This is a genomic window from Streptomyces sp. NPDC058308, assembly GCF_042880275.1.
Classification (GTDB): Bacteria; Actinomycetota; Actinomycetes; order Streptomycetales; family Streptomycetaceae; genus Streptomyces.
This window is the reverse complement of the sequence record NZ_JBHVZA010000001.1, coordinates 420,026-437,729: the sequence shown is the minus strand read 5'-3', so window position 1 is coordinate 437,729 and position 17,704 is coordinate 420,026. Positions and strand designations below refer to the sequence as shown.

The following is a 17,704-nucleotide window of genomic DNA, read 5'->3' as shown; positions in this document are numbered from 1 at the left end:
TCGAAGTGCACAGGTCACGTAAGGCCGGAGCCGGTCGCGTGCCGGTGGTCGGCGGCCGTTGACGACATCTCCCATCCTTGTCCGCACGGGAGCGCGCGGGGATCGTGCCAGGACCCGGACCACCGGGAACCTTTCCCCCGGTCCGGGGGTGGTGCCAAGCCCCCTCCCGGCTGCCGGCACCCGGCCCGTACGGCGTAGCGTCTGCAGTTCAATGTCGGTGGCGAGGAGCGGAGTTGCCCATGCACAGCGCGGAGAGCCGGATCGATACGTCGACTGCGCATTCGGCCCGGGTGTACGACTACATCCTGGGAGGCAAGGACCACTACCTCGTCGACATCGAGGCGGGCGACGCCATGTGCAGCCACTGGCCCGCGCTGCCCGTGCACATGCTGGAGAACAGGCGGTTCATGCACCGCGCCGGGCGATACCTCGCCCAGGAGCAGGGCGTCCGGCAGTTCCTCGACATCGGCACCGGGCTGCCCACCGCCCCCAACCTGCACGAGGTGGTGCAGGGCGTGGCTCCGGAGTCCCGCGTGGTCTACGTCGACAACGACCCCATCGTGCTGGCCCACGCCCGCGCCCTTCTGCAGAGCTCCCCCGAGGGGGCGACCGCCTATGTCGACGCCGACATGCACGATCCTGACGCCATCCTGGACAGCCCCGAGTTCCGCGCGCTGATCGATCTGGACGAGCCGGTCGGTCTGATGGTCATCGGGATTCTGCACTTCATCCTGCCGCCGGACGACCAGAGCCTGGTCCAGCGGCTGCTCGAACCGCTCCCACCGGGCAGCTTCCTCGCGCTGACGATCGGCACCGCCGACTTCGCGCCCGAGGAGGTCGGCCGGGTGGCCGAGGAGTACGCGCAGCAGGGCATGCCCATGGTGCTGCGTGACCTGCCGACCGCCACGTCCTTCTTCGACGGGATGGATCTGGTCGACCCGGGCGTCACCCAGGTCCACACGTGGCGGCCCGGCCCCTTGCAGGACGGTGTCGACGACCGGGCGATCGCCATGTACGGGGCGGTGGCCCGCAAGCGCTGACGACGGGCAGGTGCCGGGCGGTGGGCGGGAGGAGAGCAACTGTGGCCTTCCCGCCCGATGCCCCTTCGCCCGATGCCCTGCCCGCCCTACGGCGTCCCCGGGGCGCCGGGCAGCACGCCGGTGAGACGCAGCAGTTTCCCCTGCCGGTTGCTGACGTACAGACAGCCGTCGCCGGGGGCCGGCGCGATGCCGCAGACCGTGCCGAGCGATTCGGCCACCACACGGTGACGGCCCTTGGTCTCGCCGTCGGCCACGACGACTTCGTGCACCCTGCCGCCGCCCGAGTCGCACACGTACGCGTGGTCCGCGCCGTCCAGCGCCACGCGGACGCTGTTGCCGAGGCCGGTGGCCACCTGTCGCGGAGCGGTGCCGGCGTCGGCCGTCAGGTCGACCTCGTAGAGCGCGCCGCGGTCGTACTCGCCGATGTACGCCATGCCTGCGGCCAGCGCCACACCCGCGGCCCTCGGCACGCCCCAGGTGCGTTGCCGCCGCGCCGGCGTGCTGGTCAGGTCGAGCTCGATCAGCTTTCCGTTCTCGACGTCGCTGACGTAGGCCTTGTGGCCCGCCGGGTCCAGTGCGAGGCCGTACGCGTACATGCCATGGGCGACCTCGACCGGCGGGGCGGAACGGTCGGACAGGTCCACCGTGAACAGGCGCCTTCCGCTGTAGTCGGTGACGTAGGCCTTGTTTCCCGGCAGGTCCAGGGCCACGTCGTTGACTTCGCCCAGATTCTCCAGGACCCATTCCTCGGCGCCGTCGGCGGCGAGATCCAGCTTGTACAGCCTGCCGCCGTTGTACCGGTCGGTGACGTACGCCCTCTGCCCTGCCGGGTCCAGTGCGAGGCCGTCGGCCGTGCCCAGCCCGGTGGCGAGCACGTCGGGCTCCCTCTTCGTGCTCTGCTGCCCCTCGCTCCCGCCCTTGTGGAGAGGGTGATTCTTGAACTCGTGGTGCAATCCTTCGAGTTCGAAGACCTCGTGCACCCCGGCGAGGGTGGAGACGACCTCGGCCTCACCTCTCTGCTGGAAGGGCTTGCCCTCGCCGGTCAGGTCGAAGGCCTCCGCGGCCGTACCGGTCTCGCCGAGCTTCCACGCGAGCACCTCGGAGTACGTGGGCTCCTGGGCCTGTGGCCCGTTCGGACGGGTCTCCTTGACCTCCACCGGCTCGGGGTAGGAGAGCGCGACCCATCCGCCGAAGGAGACGGGGAATTCGTAGTCGAACCTGCGCACTTGGCGTCGCTGCGTCGCCAGGACGTCCACCCGGCTGCCGACTTCCCCGCTCAGCGTGGACGACGTCTTGAAGGCGGTGGTCAACGAGCCGCTCACCGAGGCGGTGATGCCCAGCATCAGCTGCGTCAGCCTCCTCGCAGGGCGGAACCGGACGAAATGACGGTGGCTACTTCTCTTCTTTTTGTGTGGTCCCGTCGTCCGTCCTTTTGATGTTGGCGGCCGATTTGCTGTTCTCTTCCCGCAGTGCTTCCCGCTCTTCTTCGCTGATTCTGGGACCGCTCTCCTTGCTGATCTTCGGCCGGTCCTCTTCCCTGATCTCCGCTTTCACCTTCTTGAACGCCTCGTCCCTGGTCGCCGACGCCATGCCGGACGTCGAGGCGGGATCTTCGCTGGCCTCCTGCTGCTTGGCAGCCGCCGTCCGCGTGTTCTGGAACAGGGGCGTGAGGAAGGTGCTCATGATGCCGAGCGCCTCGGGTGACGTCTCGCGCACGATCTTCGGATCGCGCGTGGTCCCGGGAATTCCGTCGTAGAGTTCCGGATCGACGCCGTCCTCTTCGGGGTGAACTCCCGGAATGTTTTCATGGACCTTCTGGGCGGACTCTTCGGCGGACTTGGCACCGCTTTCGCCGCCGCCGAAGATGTTCTTGAAAGACATGAGCTCCCTTTCGCATCCTGCACCGGGATGCCGGGGCCCCCGATTCCCCGTGGAATTCCCCGTGGACCCCTCCGAGTTCTTCCGGGCCTCTGCCTGCATACCCCTCTCGCGATCGATCCATCCGGAAAATCCGTTTCGGTGCCAGCTGTAACGTTTGTGCAGATCGCCGTGCGCCGCGCGGTACCGGCGACGCCGTGGCCGGTCGACGATCCACTGGTGCCCCGATTCCGCCCGGAGTGTGATCGGATGGCGGAGACGGGACCTCCGATCACACAACCGCACTGAAGGGAACTGCATCGTGGCAACCACGCGCTCCGCGCACACGGTCTGGGAAGGCTCTCTGGCAGAGGGCTCGGGCAACGTCACCTTCGACTCCTCCGGCATCGGGGAGCAGGCGGTGTCCTGGCCGTCGCGCGCCGAGGAGGCGAACGGCAAGACCAGCCCGGAGGAGCTCATCGCCGCCGCGCACTCCAGCTGCTTCGCCATGGCGCTGTCGCACACGCTGACCGGCGCGGGCAACCCGCCCACCCGCCTGGTCACCAACGCCGACGTGACCCTGCAGCCGGGTACCGGCATCACCGGCATCCACCTCACCGTCGAGGGCACCGTGCCCGGTATCGACGAGGCCGCCTTCGTCGAGGCGGCCGAGAAGGCGAAGGGCGGCTGCCCGGTGAGCCAGGCCCTGGCGGGCACGACCATCACGCTTTCGGCCAAGCTGGCCTGAGCGCACGCAGGTTGACGACGCCGTCACCCCCGCCGGGGTGGCGGCTTTGTCATACGCGGCATTGACAAGAACCCGCTCAAGTTTTGTGATGGAGAACGGAGTAGACCTGGAGACGGGGGACGTGAGCTCGCGGCGGAAGGGACTGAACCATGGCACGTGCGGTCGGGATCGATCTCGGCACGACGAACTCAGTGGTGGCCGTACTGGAGGGCGGTGAGCCCACCGTCGTCGCCAACGCGGAGGGCGCGCGCACCACGCCCTCGGTCGTCGCCTTCGCGAAGAACGGCGACGTCCTGGTGGGCGAGGTCGCCAAGCGACAGGCGGTCACCAACGTGGAGCGCACCGCTCGCTCCGTCAAACGCCATATGGGCGACGGCGTCTGGCGCTTCCCGGAGAGCGGCTCCGTGGACGGCACCCGCTACACCGCGCAGGAGCTGTCCGCGCGCGTCCTGCAGAAACTCAAGCGCGACGCCGAGTCCTACCTCGGCGAGGACGTCACCGACGCGGTGGTCACCGTCCCCGCGTACTTCGACGACACCCAGCGCCAGGCCACCAAGGAGGCCGGTGAGATCGCCGGCCTGAACGTCCTGCGCATCATCAACGAGCCGACGGCGGCGGCCCTCGCGTACGGCCTCGACAGGGGCGCCGACGAGACCGTCCTCGTCTTCGACCTCGGCGGCGGCACCTTCGACGTCTCGCTCCTGGAGATGGGCGAGGGCGTCATCGAGGTGAAGGCCACCAACGGCGACACGCAGCTCGGCGGCGACGACTGGGACCAGCGGATCGTCGAATACCTGGTGCGCCAGTTCAAGAACGGGCACGGCGTGGACCTCGGCAAGGACAAGATGGCGCTCCAGCGCCTGCGCGAAGCGGCCGAGAAGGCGAAGATCGAGCTCTCCTCGTCGAGCGAGACCGACATCAACCTGCCCTACATCACCGCCTCGGCGGAGGGCCCCCTGCACCTGGCCGAGAAACTGACCCGCGCTCAGTTCCAGGAGCTCACCTCCGACCTGCTGGACCGCTGCAAGGAGCCCTTCCACCAGGCGGTCAAGGACGCGGGCGTCAAACTGTCCGCGGTGGACCACGTGATCCTGGTGGGCGGCTCCACGCGGATGCCCGCGGTGACGGATCTGGTCAGGGAGCTCACCGGCAAGGACCCGCACAAGGGGGTCAACCCCGACGAGGTGGTGGCGCTCGGCGCCGCCCTGCAGGCCGGGGTGATCCGCGGTGACGTCAAGGACGTCCTCCTGCTCGACGTGACCCCGCTGTCCCTGGGCATCGAGACCAAGGGCGGCATCATGACCAAGCTCATCGAACGCAACACCACGATCCCCACCCGCCGTTCGGAGACCTTTTCCACCGCCGAGGACAACCAGCCCTCCGTCGGCATCCAGGTCTTCCAGGGCGAGCGGGAGATCGCCGCGTACAACAAGAAGCTCGGCGTCTTCGACCTGACGGGCCTGCCGCCCGCCCCGCGCGGCGTCCCCAAGATCGAGGTCACCTTCGACATCGACGCCAACGGGATCATGCACGTCTCGGCCAAGGACGAGGCCACCGGACGTGAGCAGCGCATGACCGTGACCGGCGGCTCCGCGCTGCCCAAGGACGACATCAACCGCATGGTGCGGGAGGCCGAGGAGCACGCGGAGGAGGACCGCAGGCGCCGCGAGGCGGCGGAGACCAGGAACCAGGCGGAGCAGCTCGTCTACCAGACGGAACGGTTCCTGCGGGACAACGGCGACAAGGTTCCCGCCGACACCAAGGCCGAAGTGGAGGCCGCGGCCGACGAGTTGAAGGGGCTGCTCAAGGACCGGGCCGACGACACGGCGGCCCTGCGCACCGGCGCGGAGAAGCTCGCCGCGGTGAGCCAGAAGATGGGTCAGGCGATGTACGCGGCCTCCGACGGGGGCGCCCAGGAGCAGACACCCACCGAGGCCGCCCCCGAGGACGGTGTGGTGGACGCCGAGATCGTGGACGAGGAGGACCGGAACAAGGGCGGTAATACGTAGGTGGCACGGGGGCGGGCGGGTTCAGGAACCCGTCCGCTCCCAGCCCCGCCGGTCGGGCCGCGCCCCTACCCGCTTGGGGTCCCGGGTGCGGTAGACCACGTACGGCCGGAAGAGGTACTGCACCGGCGCGCTGAACATGTGGATGAGCCGGGTGAAGGGCAGCAGCGCGAAGAGCAGCATGCCGATGACCGCGTGGATCTGGAAGGTGAGCGGGACGCCCACCATGCGGTCCACGTCCGGCTGGAGGGTGAACAGGCTGCGGGACCAGGGGGCGATGGACTCGCGGTAGTTGTACCCCTCCGCCAGGCCGGAGTTGGTGAGCTTGGCCCACATGCCCATCACGATCGCCGCGAGCAGCACGACGTACATCACCTTGTCGTTGGCGGTGGTCGCGCGGAACACCGGCGCGTTCGTGCGCCGGCGGTAGAGCAGCATCAGGATGCCGAGGACGGCGAGCGCGCCCGCCGCGGTGCCGCCCCACAGCGACAGCTTGTGGTACGCGCTCTCGGTGAGGCCGACCTTGTCCGTCCACGACTCCGGCACGAACAGGCCCATCAGGTGGCCGACGAGCACGAAGAGGATGCCGTAGTGGAACATCGGCGACGCGATGTTCAGGACCTTGGACTCGTAGACCTGGGAGGAACGGGTGGTCCAGCCGAACTTGTCGTAGCGGTAGCGCCAGATGATGCCCGCGACGAGCAGGACGAAGGCGACGTAGGGGAGCACGCCCCACAGCAGCGTTTTCATGAGGGTCGCTCCCCGATGAGTGCGAAGGGCTGCAGTCCGACGTCCTCGCGCGGCGGACCGGAGCGGGCTAGGGCCAGCGCCTCGGCGCGGTCCTTGGGCGAGGGGCCGGGCAGTGTCGCGCAGACCGCCTCGACGACCGCCGCGTACGGCGTGCCGCAGTCGGCGAGCGCGATCCGCAGCAGTTCCAGGCCGCTGCGGTGCTCGGTGAGGAGCACCGGGCGCGCCTGTGCGGAGAACTCCAGGACGGCGGGCAGGAAGTCCGGCAGCTCTTCGCCGGTGAACTCCATGCCGTGCTCGCGGTAGACCTCCTTGAAGCGCACCAGGGCCATGCCGCGCCGCCGGGTGTCGCCGTCCCGCCACCAGCTCAGGTACAGGCTGTGCCGGTTCTTGAAGTCGAAGACCCGCACGTAGTGCGCGGCGAGTTCGCGGGGCCCGGCCGTCGTGGCGTACTCCAGGAAGCCGCCGAGCTCCGGGGGCGCGGCCGCCGTGAGCAGGGGGAGCCGCTCGTGGAACTCGTCGTCGGGGTAGGCCAGGCAGAGCGCGGCGGCCTGGTAGAGCAGGGCGTGCCGGGTCACGTCTCGTCCTCCTTGGGCGCGTGGGCCTTCTCGACCGCGCTGGGCTCCTCGTCGGCGGTCTGCCGGGCCCGCAGCGTGTGGAAGTTCTCGATGGTGACCAGCGGCAGCTGCCTGCGGCCGGAGTCCTGCCCGAACGGCCCGTCGTCGCCCATGCCGGGCCCGCCCTCGTAGTCGAGGCTGCAGGAGTCCGGGAGCGCCGACTCCTCCAGGCGCTGCGCGTCCGCGACGGCCGCGGTCGGGATGACGTACCGGTCCTCGTACTTCGCGATGGCGAGCAGCCGGTACATCTCCTCGATCTCGGGCCCCGACATCCCCACCGCCTGAGCCGTCGAACTGTCCGGCCGGTCACCGAGGTTGATGGCCCGCATGTGCGCGCGCATCGCCGCCAGCTTCTCCAGGGAGGAGCGCACGGGCCCGACGTCACCGGCCGTGAAGATCTCCGCGAGGTATTCGAGGGGGATGCGCAGCGTGTCGATCGCGCCGAACAGATTGCCCAGGTCCTCGCCGTCGTGGCCGGTCTCGGTCAGAGCGTCCACCACCGGGGAGAGCGGCGGGATGTACCAGACCATCGGCATGGTGCGGTACTCCGGGTGCAGCGGGAGCGCCACCTTGTACGTGCTGATCAGTGCGTGCACGGGGGAGCGGCGGGCCGCCTCGATCCAGTCGTGGGAGATCCCTGACCGCTCCGCGTCGCGGCGCACCTCGGGGTCGTCCGGGTCGAGGAAGACGCCCAACTGTGCCTGGTACAGCTTGTGTTCGTCGGGCTCGGAGGCGGCCTCCGTCACCTTGTCGGGGTCGTAGAGGATCACCCCGAGGTAGCGCAGGCGCCCCACGCAGGTCTCCGAGCAGACGGTGGGCAGGCCCACCTCGACGCGCGGGTAACACATCGTGCACTTCTCGGCCTTGCCGGTGCGGTGGTTGAAGTAGACCTTCTTGTACGGGCAGCCGGTCACGCACTTGCGCCAGCCGCGGCAGTGGTCCTGGTCGACGAGGACGATGCCGTCCTCGGAGCGCTTGTACATCGCGCCGGACGGGCAGGACGCCACGCACGCCGGGTTGAGGCAGTGCTCGCAGATGCGCGGCAGATAGAACATGAAGGTCTGCTCGAAGGCGAACTTGACTTTGTCGGCGGCCTGTTGGCGGGTCTTGGCGACCATCGGGTCCAGGTCGCCGTGTTCGGTGGCGCCGCCGAGGTTGTCGTCCCAGTTCGACGACCACTCGATCTTCATGGGCTTGCCGGAGATCAGGGAGCGGGGTTCGGCCACCGGGTAGTCGTCGCCGAGCGGGGCGTCGGTGAGGTTCCTGTACTCGTACGTCCAGGGCTCGTAGTAGTCCTTGATCTCCGGGAGCTTGGGGTTGGAGAAGATCTCAAGGAGCGACTTGATGCGGCCGCCGTTCTTCAGCTTCAGGGCGCCGCGCTTGTTCAGCTCCCAGCCGCCGCGCCACTTCTCCTGGTCCTCGTAGCGGCGCGGGTAACCCTGCCCGGGGCGGGTCTCGACGTTGTTGAACCAGACGTACTCCATGCCGTCGCGGTTGGTCCACGCCTGCTTGCAGGTGACCGAGCACGTGTGGCACCCGATGCACTTGTCGAGGTTCATGACCATCGCGATCTGGGCCATGACGCGTCGGCCGGTGGCTTCGCCTCGGGGCATCAGTACTGCACCTCCTGGCTGCGGCGGCGGATGACCGTCACCTCGTCGCGCTGGTTGCCCGTCGGTCCGAGATAGTTGAACGCCCACGACAACTGCGCGTATCCGCCGATGAGATGGGACGGCTTGAGGATCAGGCGGGTCAGCGAGTTGTGGATGCCGCCGCGCCTGCCGGTGCTCTCCGCCTTGGGGACGTTCACCGTGCGCTCCTGCGCGTGGTGCATGTAGACCGTCCCCGCGGGCATCCGGTGCGAGACGATCGCGCGGGCCACCACCACGCCGTTCCTGTTGACCGCCTCGATCCAGTCGTTGTCCTTCACGCCGATCGCGTCCGCGTCCTGCGGCGCCATCCAGATGCACTGGCCGCCGCGCGAGAGGGACAGCATGAAGAGGTTGTCCTGGTACTCGGAGTGGATCGACCACTTGTTGTGCGGCGTGAGATAGCGGACCGTCACCTCCTTCTCGCCGTCCGGGCCGAGCCGCGGCTCTCCGAAGAGCCGGTTCATGTCCAGCGGCGGCCGGTAGACGGGCATCGCCTCGCCCAGTTCGTGCATCCAGTCGTGGTCGATGAAGAAGTGCTGGCGGCCGGTGAGGGTGTGCCAGGGCTTGAGATGCTCGGTGTTGAGCGTGAACGCCGTGTACCGGCGGCCGCCGGACTCGCTGCCGCTCCACTCCGGCGAGGTGATCACCGGGACGGGCGCGGCCTGCGTGTCGGCGTACGTGATGCGCTTGCCCTCGTGCTCGGCGGCCAGGTGCGCCATCTCCTGGCCGGTGCGCGCCTCCAGGGTGTGGAAGCCCTGGGTGGCGAGGCGGCCGTTCGTCGTGCCGGACAGGGCGAGGATGGTGTTGGCGGCCTTCACCGCGGTGTCCAGGGCGGGGCGGCCGTCCGCGGGGCCGCCGCGCACGACGCCGTTGCGCTCGCGCAGCTCCTCGACCTCCTGGTCCGGGTTGACCGTGATGCCCTTCACCGGCAGCCCGAGCTGCTCCACGAGCGGTCCGAGCGCGGTGAACTTGGCGCCGATCGCGGTGTAGTCGCGCTCCACGACCGTCAGGTTCGGCATCGTCTTCCCCGGCACCGGCTCGCACTCGCCCTTGCGCCAGTCCAGGACCACCCCGCCGGGCTGCGCGGTCTCGCCGGGGGTGTCGTGCTGCAGCGCGGTGGCGACGACGTCCTTGCGCACGCCCAGGTGGTCCACGGCCAGCTCGCTGAGCCGGTCGGCGATGGCGCGGAACGTGTCGAAGTCGGTGCGGGCCTGCCAGGGCGGGTCGACGGCCGGGGTGAAGGAGTGCACGTAGGGGTGCATGTCGGTGGTCGACAGGTCGTGCTTCTCGTACCACGTGGCCGCGGGGAGTACGACGTCCGAGAGCAGCGTCGACGACGTCTGGCGGAAGTCGAGGGAGACGAGCAGGTCGAGCTTGCCCTGCGGCGCCTCGTCGCGCCAGGTCACCGTCGAGGGGCGCTCGCCTCGCGACGCTTCCTCGGCGCGCAGCGAGGAGTGCGTGCCGAGCAGGTGCTTGGTGAAGTACTCGGCGCCCTTCGCGGACGAGCCGAGGAGGTTGGCGCGCCACAGGGTCAGCACACGCGGCCAGTTCTCGGGGGCGTCCGGGTCCTCGCACGCGAAGCCCAGGGTGCCCGCCTTGAGCTCGTCGAGGACGCCCGCCACCGGGTCGTCCGCCTCGCCCAGGTCGAGGGGGTTGCGGTCGAAGGTCGGGTACGACGGCATCCAGCCGGTGCGCGCGGACAGCGCGAGACAGTCGGCGCCCGTCATCCCGGCGAAGCGGCCCTCACCCAGCGGCGAGGAGAGCACGTCCGCGGCGAACCTGTCGTAGCGCCACTGGTCGGTGTTGAGGAACCAGTACGCCGCGCCGATCATCTGCCGCGGCGGCCTGCTCCAGTCGTTGGCACTCGCGAGCGTCGCCCAGCCGGTCGCCGGGCGGCACTTCTCCTGGCCCACGTAGTGCGCCCAGCCGCCGCCGTTGCGGCCCTGACAGCCGGTGAGCTGCAGCAGCGCGAGGAAGGCCCGGTAGATCGTCTCGGAGTGGAACCAGTGGTTCGTCCCGGCCCCCATGAGGATCATGCAGCGCCCGCGCGACTTCTCGGCGGTCCGCGCGAACTCCCGCGCGATCTTCACCGCCTTCGCGGCCGGGACCGAGGTGTGCGCCTCCTGCCAGGCCGGGGTGCCGGGCGCGTCGGCGTCCTCGTACGAAGCGGGCCACTCGCCCGGAAGCCCCTCGCGCCCCACACCGTACTGCGCGAGCAGCAGGTCGAAGACCGTGGTGACCAGCGGCCCGTCCTGGCCGCCGAGCCGGGTGGCCGGCACCCCGCGGCGGACGATCTCACCGCGGCCCTGGCCGTGCGTGCCGCCCTCGGTGTCGAAGCGCGGGAGCAGTACCTCGACGCCCGTCGCGACATCGGAGCCGTGCAGGGTGAGCTGCGGCTCGATGTCGCCGAGCTCCAGATTCCACTTGCCCTTGCCGGAGTCGGTCCAGCGAAAGCCCAGCGAGCCGTTCGGCACGGCGGGCCGCCCGGTCTTCTGGTCGAGGACCGCCGTCTTCCAGTCGCCGCCCTCACCGTCCTGACCGAGGTCCGTGGCGCGCAGGAACTTCGAGGGCACGTACGCGCCGTCCCGCTCGGTCAGCGTCACCAGGAAGGGCAGATCGGTGAACTTCCGCACGTAGTCGGTGAAGAACTCCGTCTGCCGGTCGACGAAGAACTCCTTCAGGATCACGTGGCCCATCGCGATGGCCAGCGCCCCGTCCGTGCCGGGGTGCGGATGCAGCCACTCGTCGGCGAACTTGGCGTTGTCGGCGTAGTCGGGCGCGACGACCACGACCTTCTGGCCGCGGTAGCGGGCCTCGGCCATCCAGTGCGCGTCCGGCGTCCGCGTCACCGGGACGTTCGAGCCCCACATCATCAGATACGCCGCGTCCCACCAGTCACCCGACTCCGGCACGTCGGTCTGGTCGCCGAACACCTGCGGCGAGGCGACCGGCAGGTCCGCGTACCAGTCGTAGAAGGAGAGCATGGGCGCGCCGATCAGTGACATGAACCGGGCGCCCGCCGCGTGCGACACCATCGACATCGCGGGAATGGGGGAGAAGCCCGCGACCCGGTCGGGGCCGTGCGTCCTGATCGTGTGGACGTGCGCGGCCGCGATGATCTCGACGGCCTCGTCCCAGGTCGCCCGCACCAACCCGCCCTTGCCGCGCGCCTGTTGGTACCGGCGGCGGCGCTCCGGATCAGCCTGGATGTCCGCCCAGGCGAGCACCGGGTCCTTCAGGCGCGCCTTCGCCTCCCGGTACATGTCCACCAGGACGCCGCGCAGATACGGGTAGCGGACGCGCGTGGGGGAGTACGTGTACCAGGAGAAGGCGGCGCCCCGCGGGCAGCCGCGCGGCTCGTACTCGGGGCGGTCGGGGCCGACGCTCGGGTAGTCCGTCGCCTGCGTCTCCCACGTGATGATGCCGTCCTTGACGTACACCTTCCAGCGGCAGGAGCCGGTGCAGTTCACGCCGTGCGTGGAGTGCACGACCTTGTCGTGGCTCCAGCGGTCCCGGTAGAAAGCGTCCGCGTCCCGGCCGCCGGTCAGCCGGACGCTGTGCAGGTCGGGGGCGGCCGTGCCGCGCCGGAAGAACTTCCCCGCCCGCAGCAGGGCGGCGGCGGGCTCGGTCGTCTCTGTCACCGTGCAGCTCCCTAGGTGTGCCTCCCACCGAACCTAGGCGCGCGGGCCACGGGGCACCTGTCTGCCGCCGCCGTACGGGTTGCCGAGGGGCGTGCGGCATTACCCGTGACGTAATCGACCAGGTCACGGGCGCCCGGCAGAGTGAAGTCAACGGATCCGGTCCGGCGCACTCCGGACCGGATCCGTCGACCCGAAGCCGCTCCCTCATACGGAGGTATCCCGCCATGGCCACGTCCACGTACCCGCTCACCGCTCTGGCCCGCACCACCGACCCGATGACGATGCTGCGCCGCTTCCTCGGTCTGGACGCGGTCGTGACCGCCGGCAACGGCATCGCGTACGCCGCCGCGTCGGGGCCCCTCGGCGATTTCCTCGGCGTCGACTCCACGCTGCTGCTCGGCATCGGCGTCTTCCTCACCCTGTACGGGGTGGGCGTCGGCCTCCTCGCCGCCCGTGGCAGGCCGTCGCCGCTCGCCGTGCGGGCGGTCGTCGAGGCGAACGCCGCCTGGGCGGTGCTCAGCATGGTCGCGCTCGCCGTCTGGCTCTCGCCCGGCACGGCAGGAACGGTGTGGATCCCGCTCCAGGCCGCGGTCGTGGGCGGCTTCGCCGCGCTGCAGTACGGGGCGCTGCGGGCGCTCAGGGGCTGACTGCGCGGATACGGCCCAGGAGCGGATACGGCCTAGGACATCTGCGTCTGCAGGTACTTGACCGTCGCCGGGTCGGCCGGGAGCAGCGTCTCGATGGCCAGCTCGGCGACCGTCACGTCCATCGGCGTATTGAACGTCGAGATCGACGAGATGAAGGACAGCACGTGCCCGTCGTGATCGATCCGCAGGGGCAGCGCGAAATAGGGCACGTCCGCCCCCGCCTCGAAGGCGTCCACGCCGGGATCCGCCACCGGATACGCGGCCACCTCCTCGTACACCGCCCGCAGCGCGTCCGAGCGCTGCAGGGCGATCTGCCGTTCCATCTGGTGCAGCAGGTGCCCCCGCCACTCCCGCAGATTGCGGATCCTGGGCGCGAGGCCCTCCGGATGGAGGGTCAGCCGCATCGCGTTCGGGGACGCCAGGAGGTGCCCGGGGACGCCGTCGAGCATCATCGCGATGCCGCGGTTCGCCGCGACCACGCCGTACGTCGCGTCGACGACCAGGGCCGGATACGGCTCGTAGCCCGCCAGGAGCTGTTCAAGGCCCTCGCGCAGGGTGCCCATGGAAGGGTCGTCCAGCGGGGTCTCCCGGAACCGCGGCGCGTAACCGGCGGCGAGGAGAAGCGAGTTGCGGTCCCGCACCGGCACATCCAGGTGGTCGGCGAGACGCAGCAGGAACTCCTCGCTCGGCCGCGACCGGCCCGTCTCGACGAAGCTGATGTGCCGGGCGGAGGAATCCGCGCGCAGGGCCAGCTCCAGCTGGCTCACCCGGCGCCGCTCGCGCCAGTCCCGCAGCAGCGGCCCCGCTCCGGAGGCGTGCTCGTAAGTGGTCCCCTTGGCCTTGCCTCTGGCGTTCCCCTTGGCGGGCGCGGCGGTTGTCATACGTAGACGGTAATCGAAACGGTTTGTGGCAAGGTGAGCCGCAGACCGCCTGCCTCCGGCGCGCAGGCGGCCCTCCCGGAAGGAGCGTTGCCCATGAGCCCCGAACCGCTCTCGCAGAAGGAGATCGAGGACCGCCTCGCCGAGCTGCCCGGCTGGTCCCTGGAGGGCGACAGGATCACCCGCTCCTACCGGCTCGGTTCGCACTTCGCCGCGACCGGCCTGGTCGTCCACATCGCGCAGACGCAGGAAGAGCTCAACCACCACTCCGACCTGACGCTCGGCTACAACACCGTCGCGCTCGCCGTGCACACGCACAGCGCGGGCGGCGCGCTCACCGACCTCGACCTCGAACTGGCGCGCAGGGTGGAGAAGTTGGCCGCCGCCCACGGGGCGGAATGACGGCCGATGCTGGACTACAGCAAGGAAGCCGACCGGTACGACGCCTCGCGCGGCGGTGAGCCCCGCGCTGCTGCCGCCGCTGCCGCGGTCCTCGGCCTGATACCCCCCGACGCCGGCACGCTCCTCGACGTCGCCTGCGGAACCGGCCTGGTCACCCGGTGCCTCGCCGCGCGGCCGGGCCTGCGGGTGACCGGCGTCGACGCCGCCTACCGCATGGCCCGGATGGCGGGGGGCCGGGTACCGGGCGCCGTCGTCCTCGGCGACAGCCGTCAACTCCCCTTTCCCGACGGGTCCTTCGACGCGGTGAGCACCGTGTGGCTGCTGCATCTGCTGTCCGGGCCCGAGGAGACCTCTTCGGTCGTCGCCGAGTGCGCGCGGGTGCTGCGGCCCGGCGGGGTCTACGTCACCACCGTGGACAAGGCCGTCTCACACGACGTGCGCAGCGACATCGACGCCGTCCTCGCGCCGCGCCCGGTGCCGCCCGCCGTCGACCGGGCCGATGCGGTCGACGCGTACGCCGCCGAGCACGCCCTCGCGCCGGCCGGCCGGGCCCGCTTCCGCGGCCACGGTCAGGGCCGGTCGCCGCGCTCCACGATCGAGGACCTGCGGCGCGGCTGGTTCACCCAGATCCCGCCCGACGGGCCGCTGGCCGCACGGTTCGCGGCCGGGCTCGCGGGCCTGCCCGACCAGGACCTGCCGCGCCCCGACCCGCAGTTCAGCCTGCGCGCCTACCGGAAGCGCCGCTGAACGAATTTTTTGCGGTACCGGCAATACCGTTGGTCGGAAACCGGGAACGGGGAGCAGTCTGGATCCGACGACGGACCAGGACGGCTCGACCGGAAGGCGGCACAGGACGATGGGACATCACCACGGGCACGGACAGGGGCACGGACAGAGCCACGGCCACGGGCACGGGCACGGGCACGACGGGGACATGGACTGGGCCACCATGGGCGCCATGCTGGAGCGCTACGCACGGATCGCCGCGCCCCTGTACGGCGAGACGACCGACTGGCTGAAGCGCTGGGCCCCCGCTCCGGATGTCGTCGTCGACGTCGGCTCCGGCCCCGGCGCCCTCTCCTTCCTGCTTGCCGACGCCTTCCCCGAGGCGCGGATCGTCGCGGCGGACCCCGAGGAGCCCCTCCTGGAGCGGGCCCGCGAGCGAGCGGAGCGGGAGGGTCTTGCGGACCGCTTCGACACGGTCCGTGCGGCGCTCCCCGACGACATCGACGGCGTGCCGGCGGCCGACCTGTTCTGGCTGTGCAAGTCCCTGCACCACGTGGGCGACCAGGGAGCCGCGCTGTCGGCCCTCGCCGACCGCCTCGCGCCGGGCGGCGCCATCGCCCTCCTGGAGGGCGGACTCGGCGCCCGCTACCTGCCCCGTGACATCGGCTTCGGCCGCCCGGGGCTCCTCGCCCGCCTGGAGGCGGCCGACGAGGAGTGGTTCGCCGGGATGCGGGCGGGCCTCGACGGCGCGAAGGACGCGACTGAGGACTGGCCCGTCCTCCTCGCCGACGCGGGCCTGCGGCACGAGGCCACCCGCACCTTCCTCCTCGACCTTCCGGCCCCGCTCTCCGACGACGCCCGGGCCCACGTGGTCACGGAGTTCACCCGCCGCCGCGAGATGCACGCCGACCGGTTCGCCCCCGACGACCTCACGGCCATCGACCGCCTCCTGGACGAAACGGACCCCCAGAGCCTGCACCACCGCCCCGACCTGTTCCTGCTGACGGCACAGACGGTGCATGTGGCGGTGAAGGGCGGGGGGCAGGGCTGAGGCCTGAGCGCGCGCATCAGCAGCCACCGGGGCGCGCGTACAAGGTGACGCGTGCCCCGCGCGCGTGCCACGACCGGCACCGTGTGAAGCGCCCCTCGATGACACGGCGCTTCACCGTCTCCTGGTCGATCGCGTCGGACGTCCTGCCGGACGGATCGGTGACGAGGACGATGCGCGCCTCCACGCTCATGCGGTCGCGGATGACGTCCGCCGGTACCTCCGTGCCGTACAGGGTGTGCGAGGCGACCGGACTGCGGTCCAGCGCGATGTCACGCAGTCCCTCGACGGCGTCGGGTGACGACAGGGCCCACACTCTCCGGCGCGACGGCATGTACACCACCGCATCCCCGGCCCGCCCGGCGGCCTGGACGGCGTGGGCGGCGCCGGTGGCGTCGTCGATGCGGCTCTCGGGCGTCCGCAGGTGTACGGAGAGGGGAGCCAGCGTGGCGAGGGCGGCAAGGACGGCCGCCGCAGTGAGGGCGGCGCGTCCGGGGCCACCGCGCAGTGACCAGTCCACCACGGCTCCGACGAGCAGGGCGAGACCGGCCCAGATGTACAGGACGTAGCGGTCCACGAAGAGTGGCTTGACCGGCGCGAGGGACATCAGCAGGCAGACGGGGACGATCAGCAGCGGTAACGCCACCCGGACGAGCCCGACCGGCCCCGTCCCCCGGGCCCCCCACCTCCTGAGGAGCACGGCACAACCCGCCCCGGCCAAGCACACACCGAGGGTCGCCGCGTACTGACGGGGGTCGAAAGAGAGCCAGTCCACCTGTGCTTGCTGGCGCCGGCTCAGTACGGCGAGCGGTACGAGCCCCACCACCGCCGCACCGGCGGCCGCGCCCCACTGCCGACGTGCTGCGCGGGGAACCGCGAGGGCATGCCCGGCGAGCGCGAACACCGCGAACTCGTGCAACAGGCCGGCGATGAGCATCAGCGCGGCGTACCGCCACCACAGGTGTCGCGCGCGGGACTCCTCGGCGGCGACGGCGTCCACCAGGGCGGACGTCGCCCATACGGTCAGCGCGCAGACCACGGCGTACGAACGGCCCTCCTGTGCGAAGCGCTGGATCAGCGGGAACATCGCGAACGCGACCCCGGCGAACAGCCCGGCACGCGGTCCCGCGAGCCGTCTGCCGAGCAGCGCCACACCGGCGGCGGCCGCGCTCATGGCGAGGACGGAGGGGATCCGCATGACGAGCAGCGGGTCGGCGTCGCCCGTGATCCGGAACAGGCCGTGCATCAGGAGGTAGTAGAGCCCGTGCACCGCGTCCGCGGTGCCCAGCGTGTGCCAGAGATCCGAGAACCCGCGCCGCGAGACGTCGTACGTCACCACTTCGTCCCGCCACATCGTGCCGCCGCGGCGAATGCCCCAGAGGCCGAGGCCGAGTGCCAGGAGCAGTCCCGGGAGAGCGGTGACGGCCCGCTGTGTGCGTCCGCCGGGCGCGGGCTCGCGGGGGCCGTCCCGGGTGGGGCCGAGGGGCGAGCGGGTGGGCAGGGTGGGGGTGATGACGTACTCCCGTGGGTGCGCTGCGAAGGGCAGGAAGGGCCCAGGAGCGGGCCCGGGAGGCCCAGTTCAGCGGCGCACGAATTGATGGGCAGCCCTGTTCCGCCGCGTCAATCAATTGCTAGCGTGACTCGGGATCTTGACCGGGGGCGTCGGGCGGGGGTGTCGGCCGGACGCCGGAGGGC

The 17,704-nt window shown here is 70.7% G+C and carries 15 protein-coding genes; 7 read left to right on the top strand and 8 right to left on the bottom strand.

The features are described 5' to 3' along the window. The first annotated feature begins 239 nt into the window (after window positions 1-239). Window positions 240-1,040 (top strand): SAM-dependent methyltransferase, encoded by an 801-nt coding sequence (locus ACFVYL_RS01610; RefSeq protein ID WP_389712263.1) that lies wholly within the window; start codon window positions 240-242, stop codon window positions 1,038-1,040. A gap of 86 nt (window positions 1,041-1,126) precedes the next feature. On the opposite strand, the gene ACFVYL_RS01605 is transcribed toward ACFVYL_RS01610, so the two are convergent. Then, complete coding sequence (locus tag ACFVYL_RS01605; RefSeq protein WP_389712262.1) at window positions 1,127-2,383, bottom strand: hypothetical protein; 1,257 nt, start codon at window positions 2,381-2,383, stop codon at window positions 1,127-1,129. A 49-nt stretch (window positions 2,384-2,432) separates the two neighbouring features. After that, window positions 2,433-2,921: a hypothetical protein gene (locus tag ACFVYL_RS01600; protein WP_389712261.1), complete on the bottom strand. Its 489-nt coding sequence runs from the start codon at window positions 2,919-2,921 to the stop codon at window positions 2,433-2,435. Window positions 2,922-3,219: 298 nt separating this feature from the next. Here ACFVYL_RS01600 and ACFVYL_RS01595 point away from each other — a divergent pair, with 298 nt between their 5' ends. Beyond that, window positions 3,220-3,645 (top strand): OsmC family protein, encoded by a 426-nt coding sequence (locus ACFVYL_RS01595; protein WP_389712260.1) that lies wholly within the window; start codon window positions 3,220-3,222, stop codon window positions 3,643-3,645. 149 nt (window positions 3,646-3,794) lie between these two features. After that, on the top strand, window positions 3,795-5,654 hold the full coding sequence (gene dnaK, locus ACFVYL_RS01590; protein ID WP_389712259.1) for a molecular chaperone DnaK: 1,860 nt from the start codon (window positions 3,795-3,797) through the stop codon (window positions 5,652-5,654). A 21-nt stretch (window positions 5,655-5,675) separates the two neighbouring features. Here the strand turns inward: dnaK and narI are convergent, their stop codons facing one another. Genes narI through ACFVYL_RS01570 form a run of 4 tightly spaced genes read right to left on the bottom strand, consistent with a single transcriptional unit; the run spans window position 5,676 to window position 12,308 of the window. Beyond that, window positions 5,676-6,401, bottom strand: coding sequence for a respiratory nitrate reductase subunit gamma (gene narI / locus ACFVYL_RS01585; RefSeq protein WP_389712258.1), 726 nt, complete (start codon window positions 6,399-6,401; stop codon window positions 5,676-5,678). Next, a complete protein-coding gene (narJ, locus tag ACFVYL_RS01580; protein ID WP_389712257.1) occupies window positions 6,398-6,976 on the bottom strand; it encodes a nitrate reductase molybdenum cofactor assembly chaperone in 579 nt (192 codons plus the stop codon). The genes narI and narJ overlap by 4 nt, the downstream gene beginning before the upstream one ends. Next, complete coding sequence (gene narH, locus ACFVYL_RS01575; protein WP_389712256.1) at window positions 6,973-8,628, bottom strand: nitrate reductase subunit beta; 1,656 nt, start codon at window positions 8,626-8,628, stop codon at window positions 6,973-6,975. Before narH ends, narJ begins: the two co-directional genes overlap by 4 nt. Beyond that, entirely contained in the window at window positions 8,628-12,308 is a 3,681-nt protein-coding gene (locus tag ACFVYL_RS01570; protein ID WP_389712255.1) for a nitrate reductase subunit alpha, read from the bottom strand. The genes narH and ACFVYL_RS01570 overlap by 1 nt, the downstream gene beginning before the upstream one ends. Window positions 12,309-12,532: 224 nt before the next feature. On the opposite strand from ACFVYL_RS01570, the gene ACFVYL_RS01565 reads away from it, so the two are divergent. Further along, complete coding sequence (locus ACFVYL_RS01565) at window positions 12,533-12,955, top strand: hypothetical protein (protein WP_389712254.1); 423 nt, start codon at window positions 12,533-12,535, stop codon at window positions 12,953-12,955. Window positions 12,956-12,987: 32 nt separating this feature from the next. Here ACFVYL_RS01565 and ACFVYL_RS01560 read toward each other — a convergent pair whose 3' ends face one another. Then, entirely contained in the window at window positions 12,988-13,836 is an 849-nt protein-coding gene (locus tag ACFVYL_RS01560; RefSeq protein ID WP_389712253.1) for a helix-turn-helix domain-containing protein, read from the bottom strand. A gap of 93 nt (window positions 13,837-13,929) precedes the next feature. On the opposite strand from ACFVYL_RS01560, the gene ACFVYL_RS01555 reads away from it, so the two are divergent. The 3 genes from ACFVYL_RS01555 (at window position 13,930) to ACFVYL_RS01545 (ending at window position 16,012) form a co-directional block, all read left to right on the top strand. Continuing rightward, window positions 13,930-14,235: a 4a-hydroxytetrahydrobiopterin dehydratase gene (locus ACFVYL_RS01555; protein WP_389712252.1), complete on the top strand. Its 306-nt coding sequence runs from the start codon at window positions 13,930-13,932 to the stop codon at window positions 14,233-14,235. A gap of 6 nt (window positions 14,236-14,241) precedes the next feature. Beyond that, the gene (locus ACFVYL_RS01550) at window positions 14,242-14,982 is read left to right on the top strand and encodes a class I SAM-dependent methyltransferase (RefSeq protein ID WP_389712251.1); all 741 of its coding nucleotides are present in this window, start codon (window positions 14,242-14,244) and stop codon (window positions 14,980-14,982) included. Window positions 14,983-15,091: 109 nt separating this feature from the next. Further along, window positions 15,092-16,012 carry a class I SAM-dependent methyltransferase gene (locus tag ACFVYL_RS01545; protein WP_389712250.1) on the top strand — a complete coding sequence of 307 codons (921 nt, stop codon included), beginning with the start codon at window positions 15,092-15,094 and terminating at the stop codon, window positions 16,010-16,012. Window positions 16,013-16,028: 16 nt separating this feature from the next. On the opposite strand, the gene ACFVYL_RS01540 is transcribed toward ACFVYL_RS01545, so the two are convergent. Next, window positions 16,029-17,363, bottom strand: coding sequence for a hypothetical protein (locus tag ACFVYL_RS01540; RefSeq protein WP_389712249.1), 1,335 nt, complete (start codon window positions 17,361-17,363; stop codon window positions 16,029-16,031). Window positions 17,364-17,704 lie beyond the last annotated feature (341 nt).